At 59.7% G+C, this 25250-nt stretch carries 28 protein-coding genes; 8 read left to right on the top strand and 20 right to left on the bottom strand.

Annotated features, from left to right (window positions below; genetic code table 11):
• Positions 1-5 precede the first annotated feature (5 nt).
• Positions 6-800 carry an SDR family NAD(P)-dependent oxidoreductase gene (locus NWV12_RS20715; protein ID WP_045403298.1) on the bottom strand — a complete coding sequence of 265 codons (795 nt, stop codon included), beginning with the start codon at positions 798-800 and terminating at the stop codon, positions 6-8.
• A 32-nt stretch (positions 801-832) separates the two neighbouring features.
• A complete protein-coding gene (locus tag NWV12_RS20710) occupies positions 833-1714 on the bottom strand; it encodes a LysR family transcriptional regulator (protein WP_048981455.1) in 882 nt (293 codons plus the stop codon).
• Positions 1715-1813: 99 nt separating this feature from the next.
• Between NWV12_RS20710 and NWV12_RS20705 the strand changes: the two genes are divergently transcribed.
• From NWV12_RS20705 to arnF, 8 genes are all read left to right on the top strand, one after another.
• Positions 1814-2317, top strand: coding sequence for a phenolic acid decarboxylase (locus NWV12_RS20705; RefSeq protein WP_008503103.1), 504 nt, complete (start codon positions 1814-1816; stop codon positions 2315-2317).
• 326 nt (positions 2318-2643) lie between these two features.
• The gene (arnB, locus tag NWV12_RS20700) at positions 2644-3783 is read left to right on the top strand and encodes a UDP-4-amino-4-deoxy-L-arabinose aminotransferase (protein WP_023309541.1); all 1140 of its coding nucleotides are present in this window, start codon (positions 2644-2646) and stop codon (positions 3781-3783) included.
• 1 nt (position 3784) lies between these two features.
• The gene (arnC, locus tag NWV12_RS20695) at positions 3785-4768 is read left to right on the top strand and encodes an undecaprenyl-phosphate 4-deoxy-4-formamido-L-arabinose transferase (protein WP_029740674.1); all 984 of its coding nucleotides are present in this window, start codon (positions 3785-3787) and stop codon (positions 4766-4768) included.
• Positions 4765-6747 (top strand): bifunctional UDP-4-amino-4-deoxy-L-arabinose formyltransferase/UDP-glucuronic acid oxidase ArnA, encoded by a 1983-nt coding sequence (gene arnA, locus NWV12_RS20690; protein WP_048981454.1) that lies wholly within the window; start codon positions 4765-4767, stop codon positions 6745-6747. The genes arnC and arnA overlap by 4 nt, the downstream gene beginning before the upstream one ends.
• Positions 6744-7646 carry a 4-deoxy-4-formamido-L-arabinose-phosphoundecaprenol deformylase gene (arnD, locus tag NWV12_RS20685; RefSeq protein WP_023309538.1) on the top strand — a complete coding sequence of 301 codons (903 nt, stop codon included), beginning with the start codon at positions 6744-6746 and terminating at the stop codon, positions 7644-7646. Before arnA ends, arnD begins: the two co-directional genes overlap by 4 nt.
• On the top strand, positions 7643-9298 hold the full coding sequence (gene arnT, locus NWV12_RS20680) for a lipid IV(A) 4-amino-4-deoxy-L-arabinosyltransferase (RefSeq protein ID WP_048981453.1): 1656 nt from the start codon (positions 7643-7645) through the stop codon (positions 9296-9298). Before arnD ends, arnT begins: the two co-directional genes overlap by 4 nt.
• Positions 9298-9633 carry a 4-amino-4-deoxy-L-arabinose-phosphoundecaprenol flippase subunit ArnE gene (gene arnE / locus NWV12_RS20675; RefSeq protein WP_039263049.1) on the top strand — a complete coding sequence of 112 codons (336 nt, stop codon included), beginning with the start codon at positions 9298-9300 and terminating at the stop codon, positions 9631-9633. Before arnT ends, arnE begins: the two co-directional genes overlap by 1 nt.
• Positions 9630-10019 (top strand): 4-amino-4-deoxy-L-arabinose-phosphoundecaprenol flippase subunit ArnF, encoded by a 390-nt coding sequence (arnF, locus tag NWV12_RS20670; RefSeq protein ID WP_047059881.1) that lies wholly within the window; start codon positions 9630-9632, stop codon positions 10017-10019. Before arnE ends, arnF begins: the two co-directional genes overlap by 4 nt.
• Here arnF and acpT read toward each other — a convergent pair.
• The 18 genes from acpT to NWV12_RS20580 all read right to left on the bottom strand — a co-directional run bounded on the left by acpT (position 9967) and on the right by NWV12_RS20580 (position 25213).
• Entirely contained in the window at positions 9967-10584 is a 618-nt protein-coding gene (gene acpT, locus NWV12_RS20665; protein ID WP_048981452.1) for a 4'-phosphopantetheinyl transferase AcpT, read from the bottom strand. The genes arnF and acpT overlap by 53 nt on opposite strands.
• A gap of 2 nt (positions 10585-10586) precedes the next feature.
• Positions 10587-11816 (bottom strand): beta-ketoacyl-ACP synthase, encoded by a 1230-nt coding sequence (locus NWV12_RS20660; protein ID WP_048981451.1) that lies wholly within the window; start codon positions 11814-11816, stop codon positions 10587-10589.
• Positions 11813-12544 carry a 3-ketoacyl-ACP reductase FabG2 gene (locus NWV12_RS20655; protein WP_048981450.1) on the bottom strand — a complete coding sequence of 244 codons (732 nt, stop codon included), beginning with the start codon at positions 12542-12544 and terminating at the stop codon, positions 11813-11815. The genes NWV12_RS20660 and NWV12_RS20655 overlap by 4 nt, the downstream gene beginning before the upstream one ends.
• Positions 12541-13014 carry a 3-hydroxy-fatty acyl-ACP dehydratase gene (locus NWV12_RS20650; protein ID WP_048981449.1) on the bottom strand — a complete coding sequence of 158 codons (474 nt, stop codon included), beginning with the start codon at positions 13012-13014 and terminating at the stop codon, positions 12541-12543. The genes NWV12_RS20655 and NWV12_RS20650 overlap by 4 nt, the downstream gene beginning before the upstream one ends.
• Positions 13011-14180, bottom strand: a complete 1170-nt coding sequence (locus NWV12_RS20645; RefSeq protein ID WP_048981448.1) for a beta-ketoacyl-[acyl-carrier-protein] synthase family protein — start codon at positions 14178-14180, stop codon at positions 13011-13013. The genes NWV12_RS20650 and NWV12_RS20645 overlap by 4 nt, the downstream gene beginning before the upstream one ends.
• 1 nt (position 14181) lies before the next feature.
• Complete coding sequence (locus NWV12_RS20640; RefSeq protein ID WP_033146845.1) at positions 14182-14760, bottom strand: DUF3261 domain-containing protein; 579 nt, start codon at positions 14758-14760, stop codon at positions 14182-14184.
• The gene (locus NWV12_RS20635; protein WP_048981447.1) at positions 14757-17081 is read right to left on the bottom strand and encodes an MMPL family transporter; all 2325 of its coding nucleotides are present in this window, start codon (positions 17079-17081) and stop codon (positions 14757-14759) included. Before NWV12_RS20635 ends, NWV12_RS20640 begins: the two co-directional genes overlap by 4 nt.
• Positions 17050-17655 (bottom strand): outer membrane lipoprotein carrier protein LolA, encoded by a 606-nt coding sequence (locus NWV12_RS20630; protein WP_048981446.1) that lies wholly within the window; start codon positions 17653-17655, stop codon positions 17050-17052. Before NWV12_RS20630 ends, NWV12_RS20635 begins: the two co-directional genes overlap by 32 nt.
• Entirely contained in the window at positions 17652-18074 is a 423-nt protein-coding gene (locus tag NWV12_RS20625) for a thioesterase family protein (RefSeq protein ID WP_023309526.1), read from the bottom strand. The genes NWV12_RS20630 and NWV12_RS20625 overlap by 4 nt, the downstream gene beginning before the upstream one ends.
• Positions 18075-18077: 3 nt before the next feature.
• Complete coding sequence (locus tag NWV12_RS20620) at positions 18078-19769, bottom strand: glycosyltransferase (protein WP_048981445.1); 1692 nt, start codon at positions 19767-19769, stop codon at positions 18078-18080.
• Complete coding sequence (locus NWV12_RS20615; protein WP_045888417.1) at positions 19760-20113, bottom strand: hydroxymyristoyl-ACP dehydratase; 354 nt, start codon at positions 20111-20113, stop codon at positions 19760-19762. The genes NWV12_RS20620 and NWV12_RS20615 overlap by 10 nt, the downstream gene beginning before the upstream one ends.
• The gene (locus NWV12_RS20610; protein ID WP_048981444.1) at positions 20100-21461 is read right to left on the bottom strand and encodes an AMP-binding protein; all 1362 of its coding nucleotides are present in this window, start codon (positions 21459-21461) and stop codon (positions 20100-20102) included. The genes NWV12_RS20615 and NWV12_RS20610 overlap by 14 nt, the downstream gene beginning before the upstream one ends.
• Positions 21454-22041 carry a hypothetical protein gene (locus NWV12_RS20605; RefSeq protein WP_029740658.1) on the bottom strand — a complete coding sequence of 196 codons (588 nt, stop codon included), beginning with the start codon at positions 22039-22041 and terminating at the stop codon, positions 21454-21456. Before NWV12_RS20605 ends, NWV12_RS20610 begins: the two co-directional genes overlap by 8 nt.
• A 6-nt stretch (positions 22042-22047) precedes the next feature.
• Positions 22048-22299 (bottom strand): acyl carrier protein, encoded by a 252-nt coding sequence (locus NWV12_RS20600; RefSeq protein ID WP_024908875.1) that lies wholly within the window; start codon positions 22297-22299, stop codon positions 22048-22050.
• 10 nt (positions 22300-22309) lie between these two features.
• Positions 22310-22567, bottom strand: a complete 258-nt coding sequence (locus tag NWV12_RS20595; protein ID WP_008503081.1) for a phosphopantetheine-binding protein — start codon at positions 22565-22567, stop codon at positions 22310-22312.
• Positions 22548-23363, bottom strand: coding sequence for a 1-acyl-sn-glycerol-3-phosphate acyltransferase (locus NWV12_RS20590; RefSeq protein WP_033146839.1), 816 nt, complete (start codon positions 23361-23363; stop codon positions 22548-22550). Before NWV12_RS20590 ends, NWV12_RS20595 begins: the two co-directional genes overlap by 20 nt.
• A complete protein-coding gene (locus NWV12_RS20585; protein ID WP_048981443.1) occupies positions 23360-24082 on the bottom strand; it encodes a beta-ketoacyl synthase chain length factor in 723 nt (240 codons plus the stop codon). The genes NWV12_RS20590 and NWV12_RS20585 overlap by 4 nt, the downstream gene beginning before the upstream one ends.
• Positions 24083-24148: 66 nt before the next feature.
• Positions 24149-25213, bottom strand: a complete 1065-nt coding sequence (locus NWV12_RS20580) for a methyltransferase (protein WP_048977523.1) — start codon at positions 25211-25213, stop codon at positions 24149-24151.
• Between the last annotated feature and the right edge of the window lie 37 nt (positions 25214-25250).

The following is a 25250-nucleotide window of genomic DNA, read 5'->3' as shown; positions in this document are numbered from 1 at the left end:
CAGCGTCAGATGATGTCATCCACGACGCCACCGTCGACGCGCAGCGCCGCGCCCGAGGTGGCGGAGGCCTGGGTCGAACAGACATAAATCACCATATTGGCCACCTCTTCAACCGTGGCCGCGCGCTGGATAACCGAGCTGGGGCGGTTGGCCATCACAAACTCTTTCGCCAGCTGCTCCAGCGATTTGCCGGTTTTTTCGATTTCATCTTTCATCATCTCGGCGAAACCGTCAGACATCGTCGGGCCCGGCAGGACGCTGTTGACCGTCACGCCGCTCCCCGCCACAAACTTCGCCAGACCGCGCGCCAGCGAGAGCTGCGCCGTTTTGGTCACGCCGTAGTGGATCATATCCGCCGGAATATTGCAGGCCGACTCTGACGAGATAAACACCACGCGTCCCCAGCCTTTCTGCACCATACCCGGCAGCAGGGCGCGGGACAGACGCACGCCGGACATCACGTTGGTCTGCCAGTAACGCTCCCAGGTTTCATCGTCGGTGGCATAGAAGTCCTGCGGACCGTAAATCCCGGCGTTGTTGACCAGAATATCGACGTTATTCGCCACCTTCAGAAGCGACTCGACCCCTTCCGCCGTGCTGAGATCGGCAATCGCGGCACGCACCTGTACGCCCGGCACCACCTGCTGGAGCTGCTGAATGCCTTTATTCACCGATTCAGTGCTGCGGCCATTGACGATCACTTCCGCACCGCTTTCTGCCAGACCTCTGGCAATGGCGAACCCGATCCCGCCGGTTGAGGCGGTCACCAGCGCCACTTTCCCCGCAAAGTCGATTTTCATCATCTGCTCCTTCTCGTTTTAACGTTCGGACCTTAAAGCGTAGCAGGTGAGGATGACGGCTCCTGGCTAAAAAGGCGCAACAGCGTCTCAACCTGTTCATCAAGCGGGGCGAGGGAACGTTTAACAATCAGGTGAAGCGGCGTTGCCCTGCGCGCGCCGTGGCTCAGCGGCAGCCGTTTTAGTACACCCTGATCCAACTGGGTCTGGATGCGTTCCTCTGGCAGCCAGCCGTAGCCGACCTGAGAGACGACGGCTTCAATCGCGGCATCGATGGTGGAGAAGGTCCACGACTCGCCGGCAGCACGCGCGGCGGGCCGGCTGTCCGCAATCTGGATGAGCGGCCACGGGCGCAGCATCTCATCATTGAGCGGCGCGTCGAGGAGAAACAAGGGGTGCCGGGAATGGGCCACGGCAACAAAGTCGATATTCATCAGCCATTCTCCGAGCCCGGTAATGTCCTGGCGGCGGGTTAAGACCATCACATCGGCTTCGTCGTTAATGGCATCAGCGCGGGTATTTTCCAGCACCTCGGTCAGACGTACCTGAGTCTGCGGATACTGCTGCTGGAACTGACGAAGAATAGCGAACAGGCGGCGGCGCGGGAAAATGGAGTCCACCACCAGATCTAACCGCGTTCGCATCCCGTTGCGAAGGGTCGCTGCGCGCGTCTCAACGTACGAAAACGCTTTCAGCAGCGGTTTAACCTGGTTGAGAAGAAGTTCTCCGGCCGGAGTTAACACCGCCCGTCGCCCCTCCGGGACCAGCAGCGCCACGCCGAGCCGCTCCTGCAGCAGCGACAGGTTATAGCTCACCGAGGACTGGCTGCGGTGGGTTTCTTCCGCGGCTTTGGCAAAGCTGCCCGCTTCCACCACTCTTTCCAGTAAAGCCCATTGTTCCAGCGTCGTCTTATGCATGATTTATCTAAAATTTGGATGGATTTGATTAAAACATAGCGTTATTCATTCATTTTTTGAAGGGGTACGATCGTCTCATCAAAACAAAGGAGACATCTTATGAACACCTTCGATAAACACGACTTAAGCGGCTTTGTTGGTAAACATCTTGTATATACCTACGATAACGGCTGGAACTACGAGATTTACGTAAAAAATGAGACCACGCTTGATTACCGTATTCACAGCGGTCTTGTGGCCAACCGTTGGGTGAAAGATCAGCAGGCTTATATCGTGCGGGTAGGCGAGAGCATCTATAAAATTTCCTGGACCGAACCAACCGGTACCGACGTCAGCCTGATCGTGAACCTGGGCGACAAGCTGTTCCATGGCACCATCTTCTTCCCACGCTGGGTCATGAACAATCCGGAAAAAACCGTCTGCTTCCAGAACGACCATATTCCGTTGATGAACAGCTATCGCGATGCGGGTCCGGCGTATCCAACGGAAGTGATTGATGAATTTGCTACGATCACCTTTGTGCGCGACTGCGGAGCCAATAATGAAAGCGTTATTGCCTGTGCGGCCAGTGAATTACCGAAAAACTTTCCAGATAATCTCTAATAAGCGCGACAATTAACTAAAAAGAAAAGTTCCCGGCTATTTCATATTATTTTGAAATGGCCGGGATTTTTTTTGTTTGTTGATGATTGGTTTAAATGAATCCATTTCAAAATGTTGCGAAAGATCACATTAAAAATATTTAATATTAATTTAACTTGTTGTTTTTCAACTAGCTGCTAGTTGTCTTATAACGTTGCAAACGTTGTCTTAATTTTTCCCTAAGGAAAGAGAGCTACTTTGATATAAGTTTATGGTTCGTTGAAATAAACGGGCTGGCATTTGGTTAATATCAAAAACATGCCATTTTTATTGCAAGGAAATTAATAATGAGTGATTTTCTGCCTTTTTCGCGGCCGTCGATGGGCGCTGAGGAAATTGCGGCGCTTCAGGACGTTTTGATGTCGGGCTGGATCACCACTGGGCCTAAGAATCAGGAACTTGAAGAGGCATTCTGTCAGCTTACCGGGAATCAGCATGCGATTGCCGTCTGTTCAGCCACCGCGGGTATGCACGTCACGCTGATGGCGCTGGATATTGGCCCGGGCGATGAAGTCATTACCCCTTCCCAGACCTGGGTATCCACGCTGAATATGATCGTGTTGCTGGGTGCCACACCGGTTATGATTGATGTGGACAAAGATACATTAATGGTGACGCCAGAAGCCGTTGAAGCCGCCATTACCCCGCGTACCAAAGCCATTATTCCCGTTCATTATGCCGGCGCGCCGTGTGAAATCGACGCCATTCATGCCATCGGTGAACGTCACGGTATTCCGGTTATTGAAGATGCGGCCCATGCCGCCGGAACCTACTACAAGAACCGTCATGTGGGATGGAAAGGAACGGCGATATTTTCCTTCCACGCCATTAAAAATATGACCTGCGCGGAAGGCGGCTTAGTCGTCACGGATAATGCCCAGCTGGCGCAGCGGATCCGCAGCCTGAAATTCCATGGCCTGGGCGTAGATGCCTATGACCGCCAGACGCACGGCCGCGCGCCGCAGGCGGAAGTGATCGCGCCGGGCTATAAATACAACCTGGCGGACATCAACGCCGCGCTGGCGCTGGTGCAGTTAGGCAAGCTGAAAGAGGCCAACAGACGCCGCCAGGAAATTGCTGAACGCTACCTGCGTGAGCTTGCCGATACGCCGTTCCAGCCGCTCACCATTCCGTCATGGCCGCACGTGCACGCCTGGCACCTGTTTATTATTCGCGTTGACGAAGCGCGCTGCGGAATTTCCCGCGACAACCTGATGGCGGCGCTGAAAGAGAAAGGCATCGGTACCGGCCTCCACTTCCGCGCGGCGCACACCCAAAAATACTACCGCGAGCGTTTTCCTGATGTATCGCTCCCGAATTCTGAATGGAATAGCGCGCGTATTTGTTCTCTCCCTCTTTTCCCGGACATGACTCATGACGACACAACCCGCGTCATTACCGCACTCCATCAGCTTGCAGGACATTGATATGTTCAGTGCACCGCCTGTACAAAAAGTTTCCGTGGTAATCCCGGTTTATAACGAGCAGGAGAGCCTGCCCGAACTGATCCGTCGTACAACCGCCGCCTGCGACACGATGGGCAAGGCTTATGAAATTCTGCTGGTAGATGACGGCAGTAGCGATAATTCCGCGCTGATGCTGACCGAGGCCGCGCAGGCCGAAGGCAGCCATATTGTTGCCGTGCTGCTCAACCGTAACTACGGCCAGCACTCGGCGATTATGGCGGGGTTTAGCCACGTTACGGGCGATCTGGTCATCACCCTGGACGCTGACCTGCAAAACCCGCCGGAAGAGATCCCGCGTCTGGTTGCCAAAGCCGATGAAGGCTATGACGTGGTCGGCACGGTACGTCAGAACCGTCAGGACAGTCTGTTCCGCAAGCTGGCCTCACGCACCATCAACCGCCTTATCCAGCGCACGACCGGTAAAGCGATGGGCGATTACGGCTGCATGCTGCGCGCCTACCGCCGCCATATTGTCGACGCCATGCTGCACTGCCATGAGCGCAGCACCTTTATTCCGATCCTCGCCAACACCTTTGCCCGCAAGGCAACGGAGATTCCGGTTCTGCACGCCGAGCGCGAGCACGGGGAATCGAAGTACAGCTTTATGCGTCTCATCAACCTGATGTATGACCTCATCACCTGCCTGACCACCACGCCGCTGCGTCTGCTGAGCGTTTTCGGCAGCATCATCGCCGTGGCCGGGTTTGCGCTGTCCGTTCTGCTGGTGGTGCTGCGCCTGGTCTTTGGCCCGCAGTGGGCGGCGGAAGGGGTCTTCATGCTCTTTGCCGTGCTGTTTATGTTCATCGGCGCCCAGTTTGTCGGGATGGGCCTTCTCGGTGAATACATTGGCCGTATCTATAACGATGTTCGCGCGCGTCCGCGCTACTTTATTCAACGTGTTGTCCGTCAGGAACACAAAGCATCTCAAGAGGAAATTCACCCATGAAAGCTGTTGTATTTGCCTATCACGATATGGGGTGCACGGGCACGCTGGCCCTGCTGGAAGCGGGCTATGACATTGCGGCAATCTTTACCCATCCGGACACGGCCGGAGAGAATAACTTTTTTGGCTCCGTGGCGCGTATCGCCGCCGAGCGCGGGATCCCGGTTTATGCACCGGACGATGTAAACCATCCGCTGTGGGTGGATCGCATCCGCGCGCTCGCGCCTGACGTAATCTTCTCGTTCTACTATCGCAACCTGCTCTCTGACGAGATCTTAGGTCTGGCCGCAAAAGGCGCCTTTAATCTTCACGGTTCTCTGCTGCCCGCCTACCGCGGCCGCGCTCCGCTGAACTGGGTGCTGGTGAACGGTGAAACGGAAACGGGCGTGACGCTGCACCGCATGGTGCGCCGTGCGGATGCGGGCGCTATCGTGGCACAGCAGAAGGTCGCTATTGATGCGGACGAAACTGCGCTGCAGCTGCATCAAAAGCTGAATGCAACGGCACAGACGCTGCTGCGTGATGCACTTCCAGGCATCCTCAATGGCACCTTCAGCGAGACCGCGCAGGATGAGAGCAAGGCAAGCATCTTTGGCCGCCGCGCGCCGGAAGATGGTCGTCTGGACTGGAACAAGCCTGCCCGCCAGCTGCACAACCTGGTGCGCGCCGTGACCGACCCGTGGCCGGGCGCGTACAGCTTTGCGGGCGTAAGCAAATTTATCGTCTGGAAATCCCGCGTGCGTGACGATATTCCGGCTGCCAAACCGGGCACCGTCGTCTCTGTCTCTCCGCTGATTGTGAGCTGCGGCGAGCAGGCGCTCGAGATCGTCACCGGACAAACCGACAACGGCCTGTACGTTCAGGGCACGCAGCTGGCGCAGTCTCTGGGTCTGGTGGCTGGGGCGCTGATCACCAGCGCACCGGTTGTTGCCATCAAGCGCCGTACCCGCGTGCTGATCCTCGGCGTGAACGGCTTTATCGGTAACCACCTGACGGAACGTCTGCTCAAAGACGATAACTACGAAATCTACGGTCTGGATATTGGCTCTGACGCCATCAGCCGTTTCCTCGACAACCCGCGTTTCCACTTCGTGGAAGGGGATATCAGCATCCATTCCGAGTGGATTGAATACCACATTAAAAAATGCGACGTGGTGCTGCCGCTGGTCGCCATTGCCACGCCAATCGAGTACACCCGTAACCCGCTGCGCGTGTTCGAGCTGGACTTCGAAGAGAACCTGAAGATCATCCGCGACTGCGTGAAATACGACAAGCGCATCATCTTCCCGTCCACGTCTGAAGTGTACGGCATGTGTACCGATAAGAACTTCGATGAAGACACCTCCAACCTGGTGGTCGGGCCGATCAACAAACAGCGCTGGATTTACTCCGTCTCCAAACAGCTGCTGGACCGCGTGATTTGGGCCTACGGTGAGAAAGAAGGCCTGCGCTTTACCCTGTTCCGTCCGTTCAACTGGATGGGCCCGCGTCTGGATAACCTGAACGCGGCGCGTATCGGCAGCTCCCGTGCGATCACCCAGCTGATCCTGAACCTGGTGGAAGGCTCGCCAATTAAGCTTATCGAAGGCGGGAAACAGAAACGCTGCTTTACGGACATCAGCGACGGTATCGAAGCGCTGTTCCGCATCATCGAAAACAAAGATAACCGCTGCAACGGTGAAATCATCAACATCGGTAACCCGGAAAACGAAGCGAGCATTCGCGAGCTGGCAGAGATGCTGCTGGCCAGCTTTGAGCGCCATCCGCTGCGCGACAAGTTCCCGCCGTTTGCCGGTTTCCGCGAAGTGGAAAGCAGCAGCTACTATGGCAAAGGATATCAGGACGTTGAGCATCGTAAGCCAAGCATTCGCAACGCGAAGCGCTGCCTGAACTGGACGCCGACGGTGAAAATGGAGCAGACCATTGACGAAACGCTCGATTTCTTCCTGCGCACCGTGGAGCTGTCGGAACAGGCCTCATGAAAAAAGTCGGTTTACGCATTGATGTCGACACCTTCAGGGGAACGCGTGACGGCGTACCCAAACTGCTGGAACTGCTGAACAAACACGATGTGCGTTCCAGCATTTTCTTCAGCGTGGGGCCTGACAACATGGGACGCCATTTATGGCGTCTGATTAAACCGGCATTTCTGTTCAAAATGCTGCGCTCGCGCGCAGCATCCCTCTACGGCTGGGATATTTTGCTGGCTGGCACCGCCTGGCCCGGCAGACGCATCGGCGCGGGTAATGAAGCCGTTATCCGCGAGGCGGCGCAGCATCATGAGGTGGGTCTGCACGCCTGGGACCACCATGCCTGGCAAGCCTGGGCGGGCGTCTGGGATATCCCGCGCCTGTCCCGTGAGGTCGAGCGTGGGATGCTGGAGCTGGAGGCCATTACCGGTCAGCCCGTGCGCTGCTCCGCCGTGGCGGGATGGCGTGCGGATCAGCGCGTCGTGAAGGCCAAAGAAGCCTTTGCGTTTCGCTACAACAGCGACTGCCGCGGAACCGGACCCTTTTTGCCGCTGTTAGGTGAAAATCGCTACGGAACGGTGCAAATTCCGGTTACGCTTCCCACCTGGGATGAAGTGGTCGGGCGCGAGGTGAAGGCGGATGAGTTCAATCGCTACATTCTGGACCGCATCCATCGTGACGCCGGCACGCCGGTGTATACCATCCATGCCGAAGTGGAAGGGATTGCGTATCAGCATGATTTCGATGAACTGCTGACGATGGCCGCTCAGGAGGGCATTGAATTTTGCCCGCTGAGCGAGCTGCTGCCGGACGATCTCAGCACCCTGCCCGTGGGCAAAGTCGTCCGTAATGAAATGGCTGGCCGGGAAGGCTGGCTTGGCTATCAACAAACCGTGAGTCCGGTCCCATGAAAACAGCCCGTTATGGCTTAGCGCTTCTCGCACTGTTTATCGTTTACTACCTCATTCCGGTCGATATTCGTCTGCTCTGGCAGCCTGATGAAACGCGCTATGCGGAAATCAGCCGCGAAATGCTGGCATCCGGAGACTGGGTAGTCCCGCATTTTCTGGGGCTGCGTTACTTTGAAAAACCGATTGCTGGCTACTGGATCAACAGCATCGGGCAGTTGCTGTTCGGGCACACCAACCTCGCCGTGCGCGCCGGATCTATATTCTCAACCGGGTTAGCGGCGCTGCTGGTCATCTGGATGGCCTGGCGTCTCTGGCGAGATAAGCGGACCGCCATTTTCTCCGGTCTTATCTTCCTGACCCTGTTCCTGGCGTATGGCATCGGCACGTATGCGGTGCTGGATCCTATCATCACCCTGTGGCTGGTGGCGGCGATGTGCAGCTTCTGGCTGGCCTCACAGGCCCAAACCGTTGCCGGAAAAGCGGGCGGCTATGTGCTGCTTGGGCTGGCCTGCGGGATGGGGGTGATGACCAAAGGCTTCCTGGCGCTGGCGGTACCGGTGATTGGCGTGCTGCCGTGGGTGATCGCCCATAAGCGCTGGAAAGAGGTGCTGATTTTTGGCTGGCTCGCGATCCTGAGCTGCGTGCTGATTGTTCTGCCGTGGGGGCTGGCCATTGCGCAGCGTGAACCTGACTTCTGGCGTTATTTCTTCTGGGTTGAGCATATTCAGCGTTTTGCCCAGAGCGACGCGCAACACAAAGCCCCGTTCTGGTACTACATACCGTTCCTGATCGCGGGCAGCCTGCCGTGGCTTGCGCTTTTGCCCGGTGCGATTCGTCTCGGCTGGAATGACCGACAAAACGCGGGTGGCGGATTCTATCTGCTGGGATGGGTAGTGATGCCGCTGCTGTTCTTCAGCATCGCCAAAGGCAAGCTGCCGACCTATATCCTGCCGTGCTTTGCCCCGCTGGCTATCCTGATGGCGCGCTATGCCTGCCTCGCGGCGGAAAAAGGTGCCAGAGCGTTACGCATTAACGGCGGGATTAACCTGGCGTTTGGCGTTATCGGCGTGGCGGCGGCGCTGGTGGTCTCGCCGTGGGGGCTGTCTAAGCATCCGGTCTGGATGTCGGTCGAACTGTATAAAGTCTTCTGTGCGGTGGTGGCGTTCCTCATCTGGGCCGCGGTAGGCTGGTTTACCTTCAGACAGAGCCAGCAGCGCTGGTGGCTGGCGGCACTGTGCCCCGCAGGGCTGGCGCTGCTGATTGGTTTTGCCATTCCTAACCTGGTGGTGGATTCCAAACAGCCGCAGTCGCTGGTCGATACCGTGCGCGAGCCGCTTCAGGAAAGCCGATTCGTGCTGGCCAATAACGTGGGCGTGGCCGCGGGCCTGGCGTGGGAGCTGAAGCGTAATGACATCACGCTGTTTGGTCAGAGCGGCGAACTGCGCTACGGGCTGGATTATCCCGATGTGAAAGATCGTTTTGTCAGTGAGGACGACTTCGCGCAGTGGCTGGCGGAGCACCGTCAGCAGGGGCGCGTATCGCTGGTGATGCTGCTGTCAAAACGCGACGATATTTCACGGGCGAATTTACCGCAGCCGGACAATCTCTATATCCAGGGGCGTCTGGCCTTGCTGGAGTACCTGCCGAAGTGATGACCTGGATCTGGCTGATACTGGCAAGCCTGCTCAGCTGCGCGGGGCAGCTGTGCCAGAAACAGGCCACCCGTCCGGCGAAAGCCGGGCGGCGCGGGGCGCATATCGCGCTGTGGCTTGGCCTGGCACTGCTGGCGCTGGGTAGCGGGATGCTGGTCTGGCTGGTGGTGCTGCAACGCCTGCCTGTCGGCATCGCGTACCCTATGCTTAGCCTCAATTTTGTCTGGGTGACGCTGGCGGCGAAGGCGTTCTGGCGTGAGCACGTTGCTGCGCATCACTGGCTGGGAGTAGGGTTCATCATCATTGGGATTGTTATCCTGGGAGGGAGCCTGTGAAAGGAGCGTTCTGGGCCTTATGCAGCGTGCTGTTAGTCAGCGCGGCGCAGCTGTTGCTGCGCAATGCCATGCAGGCATTGCCACCGGTCAGTGAGATCCTGGCGTTTGTTTCCGCGCTGTGGCACTTCTCGTCCGGCACGGGCGCGCTGCTGCTGGGGTTGACGGGGTACGTGGCCTCGATGGGCTGCTGGTATCTGGCGCTGCATCGCATGGCGCTCAGCAAAGCGTATGCCCTGCTGAGCCTCAGCTATATTCTGGTGTGGGCCGCCGCGATCCTGCTGCCCGGCTGGGGAGAGCGCTTCTCCTGGCACGGGCTGGTGGGCGTCGGGTTTATTATTCTGGGTGTGTTAGTGATTTTTCTGCCCCGAACGTCCCAACGTGAATAATCGACTCGTGGGTCAGGGTGTAAGGGGTCGATGTGCAGACGGCAAGGCTCAGCGAGCCGACCTGTAGCTGGCTTACCGCGTGCGTCTGCGCCGTGCTGTCGATGCTGACAATCTGCCAGGCGCTGCCGCCACGCTGTTTCACAATCGCTTCTTTCCGCGTCCAGATACGCCAGAAGGCGGAAAGCCGTTCCTCGGGCGCTTCACGCTCCAGCTCGTCATGCTCGGTCATGCTGAATACCGCATTAGCCAGCGCCTGCCAGTTCTTCCTCGGGCGAATCACTTCGATATCGCAGCCGACTTCACCTTCATCGCTCATCAGCAGGGCGATATCGTCACCGCTGTGGCTCAGGTTGAACCACAGCGGATGACCCTTCGCAAAGGCCGGTTTGCCCTGCTCGCCGTAAATGATGTCGGGGAGCGGGCGAGGGGATAACGTTCTGGCGAGCAGCGTTCTCCCGGCCAGCCAGGAGGCCTGTCGGGCACCCTGAGGCGCCCTGTCTGCGAGCGCTGACGCCAGCGGGTCCGCGCAAAGGGTGGAGATTTTTCCCAGTACAAACTGGTACATAGTTACGCCCAGCGTTTAATGATGATCGAGGTGTTGATGCCGCCAAACGCGAAGTTATTGCTCTGCAGATACTCGCAGTCAATCTGGCGGGCTTCTCCCATAATATAATCTAAAGCACCGCATTGCTCATCCGGCTGCGTTAAATTGAGCGTCGGGGCAAACCAGCCTTCACGCATCATCTGCAGGCTCATCCACGCTTCCAGCGCGCCGCAGGCACCCAGCGTATGGCCAAAATAGCTCTTCAGCGAGGAAACCGGCACGCTGTCACCGTAGATGGCGGCAGTGGCCTGGCTTTCGGCGATATCGCCGCGATCGGTGGCGGTACCGTGCGCGGAGATATACCCCATATCCCGGGCGCTTAATCCCGCCATGGCCAGCGACTGCTCCATGCAAATCTGCATGGTGTCACGCTGAGGCTGGGTGATATGGGCCGCGTCACAGTTGGTGGCAAAGCCCACGATCTCACCGTAGATTGTCGCCCCGCGCGCTCTGGCGTGCTCCAGCTCTTCCAGAATCAGGGTGCCTGCGCCTTCCCCAATGACCAGACCATCGCGCTGCGTATCGAACGGTGAAGGGGTGGTTTTGGGTTCGTCGTTACGCTGACTGGTGGCAAACAGCGTGTCAAACACCGCCGCTTCAGACGGACACAATTCTTCCGCGCCCCCCGCGACCATCACGGTCTGATACCCGTGGCGAATCGCCTCCCAGGCGTAGCCAATCGCCTGGCTGCCGGAGGTACAGGCGCTCGACGTCGGGATCACGCGGCCGCGTAGCCCAAAGAACAGGCCGGTATTCACCGCCGTAGTGTGCGGCATCATCTGGACGTAGGTTGTCCCGGTGATGTTATTGGTGTGCTTTTCGGTGAGCATGGTCGCGAATTCGCTGACCGGACCGGTGCTGCCAGTCGAAGAACCGTAGGCGATACCGGTTTGACCGTTGGTGAGCACCGCTTCGCCAATCAGCCCCGCCTGCTCCAGCGCCAGCTCGGTGGCGCGGGTCGACATCAGCGACACGCGGCCCATGGCGCGAATACGCTTGCGGGTATAGTGTTCCGGCAGCGTGAAATCGTCGATCGGCGCGCCCAGCAGGGTATGCAGGCCATCGTACACCTGCCATTCCGGCATTTTACGCACCGCGTTTTCATACGCCAGCAGCCTGCTGGAAACGGATTGCCAGGTTTCGCCAAAGGCGGTCACGCCGCCCATGCCCGTAATCACCACGCGACGCGTCATAGCATGCCTCCGTTAATGGAAATGACCTGGCGGGTAACGTAGCCCGCAATATCTGACATCAGATAGCTTGCCAGCCCGGCGACCTCCTCAGCCTGGCCCATCCGTTTCATTGGGATGATGGACATGGCTTCCTTCAGCGCGGCCTCTTCCATCTCAATCATGCCGGTATCAATCAGCCCCGGGGCAATGCAGTTGACGGTGATTTTGCGTTTTGCCAGCTCAATCGCCAGCGCTTTGGTGGCGCCGATAATGCCCGCTTTGGCCGCGCTGTAGTTCACCTGTCCGCGGTTGCCCATCACGCCGGACACGGACGATAAGGTGATAATGCGCCCGCCTTTACGGGTGCCAATCATCGGCATAATGCAGGGGTGAATGACGTTATAAAAACTGTCGAGATTGGTGTGGATCACGCTGTCCCAGTCGTCTTCGCTCAGCGCCGGAAAGGCGCCGTCACGGGTAATTCCGGCGTTGCTGACCACGCCATACCATGCGCCATGGGCTTCAATCTCCTGCTCCAGCACCTCGCGGCACTGTTCGCGGTTGCCCACATCAAAGGCGAGTAAACGACCGTTGCCACCCGCCTGCGTGATGGCGTCCAGCGTATCCTGCGCGCCTGCGGCATCACGATGGTAATGCACGCCTACGGTAAACCCGTCGGCGGCAAGCTGACGAGCGATGGCGCGCCCTATGCCTTTGCTGGCCCCGGTGACCAGTACGGAACGACTCATGCGTTAGATCCCTGATTAAAAAGCGATGTTAATTCTTCTGCGCTCGGCTGGAAGGTGTTGACCCGGCCCGTGGCCAGCGTCTCTTCATTAGCGGAAATCGCGCATTCAAAGCTGCCGAAGCGTTCGTCCTGCATCAGCAGCTTAACGGTGATGTCCAGCGTCAGGCCTGCGGCGAAACGCCCGCTGGCGCAGACCAGCTCGCGCGCGCCGAGCACCATGCCCAGCGCGATATGTTCCTGCCCCTGCTGCTGGCGATGCCAGCCTGACCAGACGCCGACGGTCTGCGCCATCAGCTCGAGCGCGTACCAGCCCGGCAGATCGCCATCGGCGTTGAGAAACGGCGCCAGCACGCTTTGCCCGTTGACGGCCACGCGGCAGACCGCCGTGTCGTCCGAAACGTTCTCAACGGACCCCAGCAGCATCATCGGCGCCTCGTGCGGCAGATAGGCTTCGGGTGATAAGTAGCTCATGAGGCTCTCCCCAGCAGAATACTGGCGTTGTTACCGCCAAACGCGAACGAGTTAGACAAAATGACCGGCTTTTTCAGAGCGGTGCGCTGGTGCAGCAGGCCGCACGACGCCAGCGTGTCGTCCGGCGCGTAGCGGGCGAAGTCCTGCGGCGGCAACGGCAGGTCGCGCGTCAGAATCAGCCAGCTTAGGGCCGCTTCGGTAATACCGGCGGCGCCCAGCGTATGGCCGGTAAGGTGTTTGGTTGAGCTGCACGGCACGCTTTCCCCGAAGAGATCGTGAACCACCTGCGATTCAATCTGATCGTTGAGCGGCGTGGCCGTGCCGTGCAGGTTGATGTAGCCGATATCCTGCGGCTGCATATCCGCTTCGTTAAGCGCCTGCGCGATAGCCCTTATCGCCCCTTCACCCTGCGGATGCGGGGCGGAAATATGGTACGCATCGCTGGATTCGCCCGTTCCGAGCAGCGCCACGTCCGCGGGCTCCCGGCTCAATACCATCAGCGCGGCGGCTTCACCAATGGTGATCCCCCGGCGGTCGCGACCAAACGGCTCGCAGAGCGTAGGGGAGAAGGATTCAAGGCTGTTAAAGCCGTTGACGGGCATCCGGCTCAGGGTATCGGCTCCGCCGACAATGGCGATGTCCACCAGCCCGGCTTCAATCAGACGTTTGCCGCCGATCATCGCCCGCGCGCTGGAAGAGCAGGCCGTGGAGATCGTATAGGCCGGGCCTTCGAGCTGAAGCCAGTTGGCGAGGAAGCGGGACGGATCGCCAAGCTCCTGCTGCGGATACTGCCAGCGCGTGCTCGCTTCGCCATGGGTCATGCGGCGCACGTGCTCATCGCCCTCATCCAGCCCGGAGGTGCTGGTCCCCAGCACCACGGCCACGCGGTCGCGACCGACGCGGGCGATGGCCTCGTCAACGGCGGGCTGAATCTGCGCCAGCGCGGCCAGCAGCAGCTGGTTATTGCGGGTACGGTGTGCGGCGAAGGCGTCCGGGATGTGCGGAAGCTCGCCTTCCACGCCGCCCAGAACGGCTTCGGGTAAACCCTGCAACCAGCCGGTCCGGGCGTGCATCCCCGGCGCCACGCCTGCCGTCAGGTTCGCGGCAATCTCGTCAGGCGAGTTGCCCAGCGCGTTGACCATGCCAACAGCGGATATATAAATCATCTCAGTCACCCAGATATTGAATGGTGATGTGGTATTTAAAGACGTGTTGCTCGATGCTGATCGGCTCGCGCTTGCCTTTGCGCTGCAGGTAGACAATCTCCGTCACCAGCTTGCCGCTGGCGTTACGCAGCTCGCGCCGATCGCCATTGTCCGTTAACGTCCAGCCCTTCGGCAACTGCGGCTGCCAGGCGCTAATCGGCCAGTGGCTGAGCATCACGTCGGCCAGCACCTGGCTGGCGGGCGGCAGCTGCGGCACGACGATCGACTGCTCGGTATGAATACCGGTCTCATCGTACGTTGCCAGGAACAGACGAATGCCCACGGAAGAAAGCCCGGCCAGCGTCACCTTATGCGCATCCGCGTTGAGCATCACCAGCAGGGACTGCGTTTGTCCGTTAAAGCTGCCGGTCAGCAGCTGCTGGGAGCTCACCGCCGGGCTAATGCCGGGCGGCGGCAGCGTCACTCTGGTGCCCGGCTGGAGCCAGGCCTGAGGCCGCGTCTCTTTGGTATCGGTCGAATGGCTGCAGCCCGCCAGCAGCAGCGCCGCGGCCAGCGCAACGGCGCGATAAAAAGCGTTCATTTACGTTTTCTCTCTTTCTTATCCGGCATCGCCAGCGGAGCCAGCAGGAAGGCGGTAAAAATACCGCTCACCAGCACGATGCCAAAGCTGCTGATGGCCTGGGTGGCGCTGAAGACGAGCATGCCCAGCGTCAGCAGCGTGGTCATCATGGCCAGCGTAATCGCCAGCATCGAGGTCAGCGGCGTACCGCGCGGGTTGCTGAAAAACAGCGTGTAGTTAATGCCAATGCCGAGCACCAGTACCAGCGCCAGCAGTGAGAACAGATTCACCGGGTGGCCCGTTACGGCCAGCACCGCCAGGCCGCAGCTCAGCGACAGCACGGACGGCACCAGGCTTATCAGCCCTTTACGCCAGCCGAGGCGCAGCATCGCCCCGCAGGCAATCACCGCCAGCGCGGCAAACAGTAGCCCCGTCAGCAGCGTGCGGTAGAGGGCAAACAGGCTGTCAAAGCTGGCTTTGCGATCGACCCAGACGACGCCGTCATGGCGCGCGGCCAGTTCACCGAGGTAAGCGCTGTTTTTCGCGCCGTCCACCGGCACCAGCACGCCGCTTTCCCCGTTGGGCAGGGTCAGCCAGAGCAGACGCCAGCCTTCGCTGGCCGGGCTTTTAAGCCACGCGTCCACGCTGACCGGCATGGCGTCGAGATTCGGGGATACGGCGCTGAGCCCGGCGCTTTTCAGCACGTTAGTTACCGCAGGGGCAGCGTCGTGCAGCAGCGTAAGATCGCTTTTCTGGCGCGCCAGCGAGTTCAGCGGCAGCGTACGCCAGCGGGCGATCTCTCCGGCTTTTTGCGCCTGTGCCAGCGCCGGGGTAAAGGCTTCCAGCCGCTCCAGCGTTTGCTGAGGCGAGGCGCCATGAACCACAAACCATTTCTGATCGACGCTCTGTCCGGTCAGGGCGGTAATGGCCTTCTCCTGCGCCAGAATATCTTTCGGCAGGGCCTGCAGCTGGGCGATGTCGTCGTCCACCCTCAGGGTGCTCATCCCCACGGCGGAGAGCAGCGCCAGCGCGACGGGCAAACCCACGGACAGTTTTTTATTGCGTCGCCACGCGGCCAGCCAGCGCAGCATGATAACCATCAGCGGAACCGGGCGCACCGGTAATCCCCGGCACAGCCACGGATGCCAGAAAATCACCGTCAGGCAGGAGGCGCTCAGCCCCACGGCGGCGAACACCGCCATCTGGCGGATCCCGGGGAAGGGGGCCAGCATCATAATCAGGTAGGCGGCGACGGTCGTCAGCAGCGCCAGCAGCAGCGCATTGCGCACTTTCGCCAGGCTTTGCCAGGGGGAGTGCTCCGCGCCGTGCACCATCCGTTCGGTCAGGTAGTAGAGCGTGTAGTCGGCTGAAATACCGATGATGCTCATGCTCATCACCAGCGTCATCAGGTGCAGTTCGCCAAAGAGCAGCAGGGTCACCACCGTACCCGCCAGCGCGCCGATGGCAATGGAGAGCACGCTCAGCAGCAGCGGGCGCAGAGAGCGGAACACCGCCACGATGAGCAGGAACACGCCAAGCAGGGTGGCGATGCCCAGCGTCGAGACGTCACGTTTGGCCTGCTGGCTGGCGTAATCGCTGTAGAACACGGTCCCGCGAGAAAGCAGCTGCGCCTGCGGGAAACGCGCTTTTAGCGTCTCCTGCAGCGCGTTAAGCGTCGTCACCAGCCGGTGGGTCTGCTGCATATCAAATGACGAGCCCGCCAGCTCGCCGTGCAGCAGATACCAGTAGTTTCCCGCCTCATCCTGTGTGACCAGCCAGCCGTCCATCAGCCGCAGCTTCTGGCCATTTTGCGCCAGAGCGAGCTGCGAGCCGCGCATCAGCATCAGGGGATCGTTTTGCAGCTCTTTGCCGCTGACGCCGGAGAAGGCCGAATAGAGCTGAGATAAAATCCACTGCGCCTGCGCTTCTCCGCCGTTTTGCAGGCGGGCGCGGGTGGCGGGATCGATCAGGCCATTTCGGTGCTGCCAGAAGAACTCTCCCCAGGCCTTTTGCCCGGCGGCGTCCATCGGGCCTTTGACCTCGCTGAGCGAATCGCTGCTTTGCAGCAACGCCAGCCACTGCTGCGCCACGCGCGGATCGGGCTCTTTGCCGGGGCTGACCAGCCAGACCAGCTGGCGGTCGAGACGCTGCATAAACCCGTCGTTGAGCGCCGACGGGATCGCCCCCAGCGTCTGCTTCGGCAGCATGGCCAGCACGCTGCTGTTCAGACGCGCGCCGGGCAGAAGCGACAGCAGCACGCCCAGCAGAATCAGGCATAGCGTGGCCCACAGCAGCGCCGGGCGCAGGGATTTACGGTGCGGCAAAGCGTTGGCGTTCGTCATCGGTCAGGCTGGCGGGCGTCAGTTGGTGGCGTGAAAGGGCGATATCGGTACGGTCGCCCTGTTTGTCGTTGAGGCGAATCGTCTCCAGATAGGTCGCGCCGCCCAGATCGAGGGTGGCGAAAATCTTGTCCAGCGGCGTCGTTTTTGGCGTAAGCACCAGCGACCAGCGGCCGGCGCCCAGGTCTTTAAAATCGATGCGGAAGTTCTCTTCAAGCACCCTGCGATCGGCCTGGAACAGGGCCCGCAGAAGATGGTTGAACTGGAACATCTGCGGATTATTGTCGGCGGTGACGGTCTGCGGCGGCTGGCCGTTAATGGCCTGAACCATCCGCTTGTCGTCCAGCAGGAGCGTCATCGGAAACGGCGCTTTTTGATCCCACAGCAGGCCGCTGTCGCGGGCGATCAGCATCTCGCCCTGCGAGCGCAGCGGCTGCGGCATATCTTTTATGGTGCGAACCTGTTCGAAGTGCGCGCGCACGACGGGCTGCCCGGTGAAGCGCTGCTGCAGTTCATCCAGCGTCACGGCGCTGACCAGCGGGCTGACGAGAAGCGCCAGCAAAGGCAACCATTTCATGGCGTCACTCCCATTCGTTCAAACAGTATTGCCGGGCTCACAAAGCACATCTCGCGGGTGGCTTCTTCCACCGCCACCTGGATGGTGTAGCCGGTCGTGGTGCGTTTGCCGGTCTGCGCATCGAAAATTTGATAGGCAATGCGCAGGCGGTTTTCATACTCTTCAACGTGCGCGCGGACGCGAATACGCTGCTCAAAGGTCACCGCATCGCGGTATTTCACCCGGGTATCGACGACGGGCCAGACGTAGCCGGAGGCCTTCATCTGGCGATAGCCATAGTCAAACTGATTGAGCAGCGCCTCGCGGGCGATCTCAAAGTAGCGGAAATAGTTACCGTGCCAGACCACGCCCATCATATCGACGTCGTGGAACGGAACGGTGATCTCAACTTCAGTCGTAAAGCGGGGATCGGTCAGCACCCTTTACTCCTTCTCTCTGGACTCTGGCAGATGCCAGAAATCGAAAAAATTAAACCAGTCGAGCGGCGACATGAGGGCGTAATGCTCCAGCCGCTGCGCGTAGCGATCGACGGTCTCCTGCAGCGCCTGCTGGCGTTCACCGCGCGGCAGGTGCAGCGGGTCGGCAAACGGTTCGCTGTGCAGGACGAGCTTACCCTGCTGGCGCAGGGCAAAAATCAGCACCACCGGGCAGCGCAGGATGGAGGCCAGGATAAACGGCCCCTGTGGGAACGGCGCTGGCTGGCCCATGAACGGACTCCAGATCACGCGCCACTCGCCGCCACGCTGCGGATTCACCGCGATGCGGTCGCCCACAATCGCGACCCATTCTCCCCGCTCAAGCTTCTCTTTGATGGCAATCGCGGTGTCCGGGCCGATGTCGGTAACCGACATCAAATTCACGCCCGCCTGGGGCGCCATTTCGCTCATGATTTGCTTAAAGCGCCGGGCGTTTTCGCTGAAGACCAGGGCGGTGATAGTTTTGCTGCCGTCCAGCTGGGCCAGCGCCCGGCAGGCCTCAACGTCGCCAAGATGCGAGGCCAGCAGCAGCTTGCCCTGCGGCGCCGCGACGTTAAGCGTTTCGCTCGCGCCGGGGGCAAAGACCACGTCGCGATCAAACTTCAGCTCACCGCGCCAGCTGGCGACTTTATCCAGCATCGCGTTGCCGAAGCGCATGAAATGGAAAAAGCTGTTGAGCCGCGGGGGAACGGGCATGTTCCGCTGACGCAGCTCGTGCTTCACTCTCTCAATCCACTGCCGCGAGGCCAGCCGCGCCGGACGTGCGATAAGCCAGTACACGCCGATGACCGGCCACAGCAGCACGGTAAAGGCCCGGCGGCCCATCAGCTTCCAGACGCGCAGCATCAGGCGCATGCCCCACAGGCCCTTGACCTCGTCCTGCTGCGCCCAGTGCTGGCGGCGTCGACGGAAAAGCAGGCCGGGCATGCGGGGCAGCATGCCGAAGAACAGCCGGGTATGCATCAGGGAGATCCGCACGTTATCTTTTAACGCGTCGAAGTGGGACAACCCGTCCTGCGGGTAGGTGACGCGGGTGGGCAGAAAGATGCTGGTGTTGCCCTGCCAGTAGAGACGGACCATCACTTCGGTGTCAAAGTCCATCCGTTTGCCGAGCGTTTCACGCGCCGCCAGCCGCAGCGTGGGCGAGACCGGGTAGACCCGAAAGCCGCACATGCTGTCTTTAAGCTGCAGGGATAAGGTCTCAATCCACACCCAGACGTGGGTTACCCAGCGCCCGTAGAGCCGCGAGCGCGGAATGGAATCATCGTAAATGGGCTGGCCGGAGATCAGCGCGTCCGGGTGGCGCTCCGCCAGCGCCAGCAGTTTGGGGATATCTTCGATGGCGTGCTGACCGTCCGCGTCCACCTGCACGGCGTGGGTATAGCCCGCGCGCGCGCACTCCTCCAGCCCCCTGATGACCGCGGCACCTTTCCCGGCGTTTTGCGCCAGGCGGACCAGCGTTACCTGCGGCTGCTCCGCCGCCAGGCGCTCGAGCTCCTGTCGGGTGCTCGCTTCGCTGCCGTCATCCACCACCAGGCACGGCAGGCCAAACGGCGCGAGACGCGACAGCACGCGGGCGATCATGGCGCCGTGGTTGTAGCACGGGATCAGCACGCAGGGGCGAAAGATCACTGACATAGCCGAATTTTCCCGCTGCTGGCGGTATGGCGCTCCGCCCCGGCGTGACGCTGGTAGCTGAAGGTCAGCATCTGACGTTCGGCATGCCACTCAAGCACCAGCGTCACCGTGGTTTCCGGCAGCAGAGGCGCCTGGAACTTCACGTTTTGAATGCTGTGAAAGCGGTAGCCCGGCGCCAGTAACGTCGTGGCGTAGTGCATCACCCAGTCAAGCTGCGCAACGCCGGGCAGCAGCGGCTGTACGGCAAAATGGCCCTGAAACCAGAACAGCGCCGCGTCGAGATGCAAAATGATTTCCAGCTTCTCCGGCTGTGTCTGGCGGCGCTCAATTTCATGAATTTTCATGAAATAACTCCTCTAGCTGCGCATAGACACGCTTGTTCATACTGTTTACCGGCATTTCATCGACAATGCGCCAGTAGCGCGGAACGGCGACCGGCTCAAGCCACGGCAGTAGGGCGCGACGCCAGGCGAACTCCTGCGCTTTTTTATCCTGCATATAGCCGCGCTGGCGAACCGCTTCGTCCAGCACCAGCAGTGCGCCAATCCCCTGACGGCCTCCGCGCGTGACCGGCAGCGCAGCCGCTTCGCAAATGCCGTCGAGCTCCAGCAGGCGACGTTCGATCTCGTTAAGCGAGATGCGCTTTTCTTCAATTTTGACCACCCGCCCGCGACGACCGGCGATGCTGAACAGCCCCTCGCTGTCGAAGTGCAGGATATCGTCCAGCTGGAGTCCTTCAGCCTCGTGGATCAGTGGCGACGTGACGCGACAGGCGTCATCTTCCTGATGGAAGATAACGCCGGGGAACGCCAGCCACGGGACGTTATCCTGCTGGCGATGGCGCCAGGCGAGGATCCCGGTTTCGGTGCTGCCATAAATTTCATCCGGGCAGATGTTAAGCCAGCCCGCGGTGGTGGCGACGTCACACCACGGCAGCATTCCGCCTGCTGAAATCAGCATTCTGACGGGCGGCGCGGGCAGCTCCGTATCCAGGCGCTTCAGGAACGCCGGGCTGCTGATGAACAGATAATGCCGGTCATGAGGAAGGGCGGCCAGCTGCTCGGCGTAGTAGAGCATTGCGGCATGCAGCGGCAGGCCCAGCGCCATCGGCAATACGATGCGGAAGGTCAGGCCGTACAGATGTTGCGGTACGACCGAGGCGACAACGCTACAGCCGGTCAGACGTTCGCCGAAGCGGTCAGCCAGCAGACGGGCTTCGCGATCCAGGCTGACGATGTGCTTAATCACCCGGCGCGGGGTACCCGTGGAGCCGGAGGTGAACAGTTCAACGAAGCGGCTTTCGTCAATGGCCGGCAGGGGCGCCCAGCGGCGAGCGGTCTGATGGCTGGAGGCCACCACAATCAGCTTGCCATGGAAATCGAGAGAGCGATCGCTCAGGATGCCGCTAAACAACGCCTGCTGTTCTTCAAGCTGCGAGACGCGGCTATGGCCGGGAATGACCGGCGTTTTACCGGCATGCAGCGAGGCCAGCAGCGCAACGATAAACAGGTAGCTGTTTTCAAAGCACAGCGCCCAGCGCTCGCCTTCCTGCTGACGAAGGGTTTCGACCAGCAAGGTCACGTCGTGGCGCAGCTGGCCAAGCGTCCAGGTACGATCGTCAAGCCAGGCAACGGGCATGTCGTCAGGGCGGGGCGCGTTTAGCCACTGGCCCAGCGGAAGGGGGTTAGTCATTGTGCATCTCTTTTTTTATCACCCGCTGGCGCACCAGCCACTCGGTCGCCATCAGCGTTCCCATCAGGATGTAGGCCACCATACCGTTCCACAGCGTCCACAGATGCATGTCGCCGTGGAGCACGGTGAACAGCGCCATCGCGCCGTTTCCGATGAAAAAGCCGCACCAGACGAGGGTCACCTTGCGGGTATAGCGCACGCCCTCCGGGGGCAGGTTTGGCTCGCGCAGGCGCGCCAGCCGTTCGACCAGCGGCATCGCGGTCCACAGCGAACCGCCGAACACGGCCAGCATCACAAGGTTGACGACCACCGGGTAGAACAGCAGCCACTGGTGGGTTTTCAGCAGGTAGCTTGCCGCGCAGAGCGCAATGCCCGCGAGCGCCACGCACTGCACCACATACCGCATCGGGCCAGCGTTCCGTCGCGCCTGGCGCAGCCGCAGCAGCAATACCAGCGCCATCACCGGCAACAGCCACTGCAGGCTGTTGTGCGTCAGCCCAAATCCAATCAGGAAGGGCCACGCCAGCAGCATCAGCCCCGTCAGCAGTGGGATGACCGGGAACGTCCGTCCACCACGCACGACGTCTTACTCTTCGCGCAGAAGCTGTTCGACGGCGTCTACCACATCCTGAACGGTACGAACCGACTTGAAGGTTTCCGGCTTGATTTTCTTGCCCGTTTTCTTCTGCAGATGAACAATCATGTCCACCGCATCAATGCTGTCCAGCTCCAGGTCTTCGTAAAGACGGGCTTCGGGCGTAATGTCCTGCGGGTCGATTTCAAAGAGCTTGGTCAGAAGGCCGCAGACTTCCTGATAAATGGTTTCTTGTTCAGTCATCGTTCACATCTCAGGCGCGTTGAGCGTTGATAAAGGACGCCAGCGTGGCGACGGAAAAGAAGTGCTGGCGCATCTCTTCGCTTTCGGCAGAAAGCACCACGCCATACTGGTTTTTTACCGCCAGACCCAGTTCCAGCGCGTCAATGGAGTCCAGACCCAGCCCATCGCCAAACAGCGCGGCATCGGTATCAATATCCTCTGCGGTAAGCTCGTCCAGATTCAGCGTGGTGATTATGAGATTCTTAATTTCAAGATAAAGCGCTTGCATCATTAATTCCTGACAAAGATTGAAGGCCTGATGTTAATCGATGCTGCAGATGCCGGTTTAACTGCCTTGCCGCCAGCGCCGGTTCTTGTTCATTTGCATCGTAAAATTCGTCGATGTTCACGCGGTCGCGGACATCCACGGTGAAAACAGGTTTTTCTGGCGGTACATCATACCAGTGACTTTTTTTATCCAGCAGGTGTTCGCTACAGTGGATCAGCACCACCCGCAGATCGCTGTTACAGCGCACGGCGATATTTGCCGCGCCGCGCTGGAGGGAGATAGCCTCGCCAAACCGGGTACGCGTGCCTTCCGGGAAGATTAACAGCGTGTCGCCCTGAGCCAGACGCTGCTGGCTGGCCGCGAGCAGGGGCTCGGCTTCGCTGTTAATCAGATAATCCGCCGCGCGGATAACGCCGCTGACAAAGGGATTGCGCAGCAGCGCGCTTTTCACCAGACAGTCGGTTTCGGGCATCACCGACGCCAGAATCACGTAGTCAATTAACGTGGGGTGGTTAGCCACCACCAGACAACCCCGATCGCTGCGCAGCGCGTCAAGATTGTGAATGCGATAGTCCAGTACGCCGAGGCCGCGCGCCACGGTCAGGAAGAAGCGGAAGCTGGCCGCAATGCTGCGACGCGCCAGGCGGCGACGGCTGGCGCGGTCGCGCTGGACGATCAGCAGCAGGTTGAACCAGACCAGCGACAGCAGCAGCCCGCCCACGCCAAACAGCGCGAAGCAGAAGCCGGTCATCACCAGACGCCATAACCAGTTGATACGGGCAGCCAGGCGATTCATGCGCGCGTCCATTGCCACAGCAAACGTTCGCCGGGCACCACAAACTGACGTTCCTCGCTGAGATAGCGCTGCAGGAACATCAGGCTTTGCGGCAGGGCGGGTTCTTCACCCGTGCTGCCGCTGCGGGTTTCACACTGCAATCCGTTGCCGGATTCAATCACCAGCGCCAGCGCGTAGGGCCAGGTGGGCATCTGCGGCGGTAGCGCCGGATGGTAAAATTCCGGCAGCGCGCCGTCAAAATCGACCAGCAGGACGCGGGAATAGCCCGCATGCAGCAGGCTCAGCACTTCACATAGGGCCTGCTGGAAGGTGTCCAGCCCGGCAGAAATGGATGACGAGACGATGGCCTGGCGTGCGGTGATCGTGAGATTGCCCACCGCGGAATTGTGCACGGACATCGCGAAGTCGGTGGGTGAAACGGACTGCCCGGTCGCCAGAGCATGCAGAATACGGTAGTTGCGCTCCAGCTCGCCGTGGCGGCTGGAATAGACGACGGCATCAATAGCGTGGTTTTGCAGCATGGCCAGACCAATATCCACCGCCAGCTTACTGCCTGAATTGAGGCGGCGCGCGGTCATCATGGGTAAAGCGGTCAGGCGGGGAAGCGGGGCCGCTGGGTCAACGGCCAGCTGCAGGCGCGACCATGCCTGCCACTCTGTGGCATCGCTGAGTCCTGGCGCTCTCGCCTGCCAGTCGATAATGTTCAGTGAAAATTTCATCTACGCGCGTCCGCGAAAAAAACCGTATTCAAAGGGCAGGCTGGGCCACCCGGCAGCTAAGCTGCTCTATTGTTCACGTTTGGTGCATATCAGCAGGGTATGACCGACCCCAAGGTTGTCCAGCCGCTGTTCAACGCTGAAACCTGCGCTCTCCAGGTAGCGATAGAACTTCTCTACGCTGTAAAACCGGCTATTGCCATTCGCCATACAGGTGAAATAGAGCGAGGTGGCATTCAGGCTGAAAGAGGCAGCTTCAAATTTCTGAGCATCCCAGAAAAGCTCCATGATGCACAAACGTGCGCCTGGCTTCATGGCCTGTGCGACGCGCGTCAGCATGGCGACAATCTGATCCGGAGAGAAACAATCCAGGAACTGGCTCATCCACCAGACGTCGGCGTCACCCGGCAATGTTGCTGGGCTAAGCATATCGACAGCATGGAATGCAATACGATGAGAAAAACCTGCTTTTGCGATGTTTTCCTGCGCCAGCGCTATCTGCTGCGGCAGATCGAGGATCGTCACGGCAACATTTTCGTCATAGCGGCAGCAGCGTAACGACCATTTACCCGTATTTCCGCCCACATCGTACAATTTTGTCGGCGAGCTTGCGAATATATATGGCAAAGCAGCGTCAAAAGCGGCGTCAGAATAGTAATGATCGAAGGCGAACCAGCTCTCTTTCGCCGGAGCAGGTAATTGGGATAACGCCGGGTAGATGGTTGGCCAGTTGCCAAACACGGCTAATCCGGCAGGTTTTTCCTCCTGCAGGGCGTCCGCCAGGTGAAATAGCCCCTGATAACAAACGTCCTGGGTGAAATCCATATTTACGCGGGTCATTTCGTCGTGCAGTAAAAAATGGCCCACTTTCGCCAGGAAATAACGTCCATTCTGTTGGGTAACAATTCGACCGCTTAATCCCATATCCAGCAGTACGCTGACGCCATAGCTGCCGAGCGTGCTGTGTTCGGTTATTTCGTCGAGGCTTGCCCCCGCTTTACCTTGTTTATCGAGCCAGGCGAGAACGCCTGAGTTACGCAGACAAAGCGCAGTCTGGAATAACATCGGGGCAAAGGCGATGCGCTGCGCTTCGGTAATGGCATCCAGTGCGCTGAGTGTGTCCTTTTCGTACATTCCTGCGTAACCTTTGAGGCTAATAAAAAGAGGTTAT

The organism is Enterobacter sp. Crenshaw, assembly GCF_024734705.1.
Classification (GTDB): Bacteria; Pseudomonadota; Gammaproteobacteria; order Enterobacterales; family Enterobacteriaceae; genus Enterobacter; species Enterobacter asburiae_B.
This window is presented reverse-complemented; position numbering and strand designations above follow the sequence as displayed.

Bases quoted from the DNA above. Each gene is read 5' to 3' on its own strand.
- acpT (WP_048981452.1), bottom strand. From the start codon at position 10,584: ATGTACCAGTTTGTACTGGGAAAAATCTCCACCCTTTGCGCGGACCCG.
- NWV12_RS20705 (WP_008503103.1), top strand. From the start codon at position 1,814: ATGAACACCTTCGATAAACACGACTTAAGCGGCTTTGTTGGTAAACAT.
- NWV12_RS20615 (WP_045888417.1), bottom strand. From the start codon at position 20,113: ATGAAAATTCATGAAATTGAGCGCCGCCAGACACAGCCGGAGAAGCTG.
- NWV12_RS20630 (WP_048981446.1), bottom strand. From the start codon at position 17,655: ATGAAATGGTTGCCTTTGCTGGCGCTTCTCGTCAGCCCGCTGGTCAGC.
- NWV12_RS20650 (WP_048981449.1), bottom strand. From the start codon at position 13,014: ATGAGCTACTTATCACCCGAAGCCTATCTGCCGCACGAGGCGCCGATG.
- NWV12_RS20595 (WP_008503081.1), bottom strand. From the start codon at position 22,567: ATGCAAGCGCTTTATCTTGAAATTAAGAATCTCATAATCACCACGCTG.
- NWV12_RS20640 (WP_033146845.1), bottom strand. From the start codon at position 14,760: ATGAACGCTTTTTATCGCGCCGTTGCGCTGGCCGCGGCGCTGCTGCTG.
- arnA (WP_048981454.1), top strand. From the start codon at position 4,765: ATGAAAGCTGTTGTATTTGCCTATCACGATATGGGGTGCACGGGCACG.
- arnC (WP_029740674.1), top strand. From the start codon at position 3,785: ATGTTCAGTGCACCGCCTGTACAAAAAGTTTCCGTGGTAATCCCGGTT.
- NWV12_RS20645 (WP_048981448.1), bottom strand. From the start codon at position 14,180: ATGATTTATATATCCGCTGTTGGCATGGTCAACGCGCTGGGCAACTCG.
- NWV12_RS20655 (WP_048981450.1), bottom strand. From the start codon at position 12,544: ATGAGTCGTTCCGTACTGGTCACCGGGGCCAGCAAAGGCATAGGGCGC.
- NWV12_RS20610 (WP_048981444.1), bottom strand. From the start codon at position 21,461: ATGACTAACCCCCTTCCGCTGGGCCAGTGGCTAAACGCGCCCCGCCCT.
- NWV12_RS20600 (WP_024908875.1), bottom strand. From the start codon at position 22,299: ATGACTGAACAAGAAACCATTTATCAGGAAGTCTGCGGCCTTCTGACC.
- arnT (WP_048981453.1), top strand. From the start codon at position 7,643: ATGAAAACAGCCCGTTATGGCTTAGCGCTTCTCGCACTGTTTATCGTT.
- arnB (WP_023309541.1), top strand. From the start codon at position 2,644: ATGAGTGATTTTCTGCCTTTTTCGCGGCCGTCGATGGGCGCTGAGGAA.
- NWV12_RS20590 (WP_033146839.1), bottom strand. From the start codon at position 23,363: ATGAATCGCCTGGCTGCCCGTATCAACTGGTTATGGCGTCTGGTGATG.
- NWV12_RS20660 (WP_048981451.1), bottom strand. From the start codon at position 11,816: ATGACGCGTCGCGTGGTGATTACGGGCATGGGCGGCGTGACCGCCTTT.
- NWV12_RS20580 (WP_048977523.1), bottom strand. From the start codon at position 25,213: ATGTACGAAAAGGACACACTCAGCGCACTGGATGCCATTACCGAAGCG.
- NWV12_RS20710 (WP_048981455.1), bottom strand. From the start codon at position 1,714: ATGCATAAGACGACGCTGGAACAATGGGCTTTACTGGAAAGAGTGGTG.
- arnE (WP_039263049.1), top strand. From the start codon at position 9,298: ATGACCTGGATCTGGCTGATACTGGCAAGCCTGCTCAGCTGCGCGGGG.
- arnD (WP_023309538.1), top strand. From the start codon at position 6,744: ATGAAAAAAGTCGGTTTACGCATTGATGTCGACACCTTCAGGGGAACG.
- NWV12_RS20620 (WP_048981445.1), bottom strand. From the start codon at position 19,769: ATGTCAGTGATCTTTCGCCCCTGCGTGCTGATCCCGTGCTACAACCAC.
- NWV12_RS20635 (WP_048981447.1), bottom strand. From the start codon at position 17,081: ATGACGAACGCCAACGCTTTGCCGCACCGTAAATCCCTGCGCCCGGCG.
- NWV12_RS20715 (WP_045403298.1), bottom strand. From the start codon at position 800: ATGAAAATCGACTTTGCGGGGAAAGTGGCGCTGGTGACCGCCTCAACC.
- NWV12_RS20585 (WP_048981443.1), bottom strand. From the start codon at position 24,082: ATGAAATTTTCACTGAACATTATCGACTGGCAGGCGAGAGCGCCAGGA.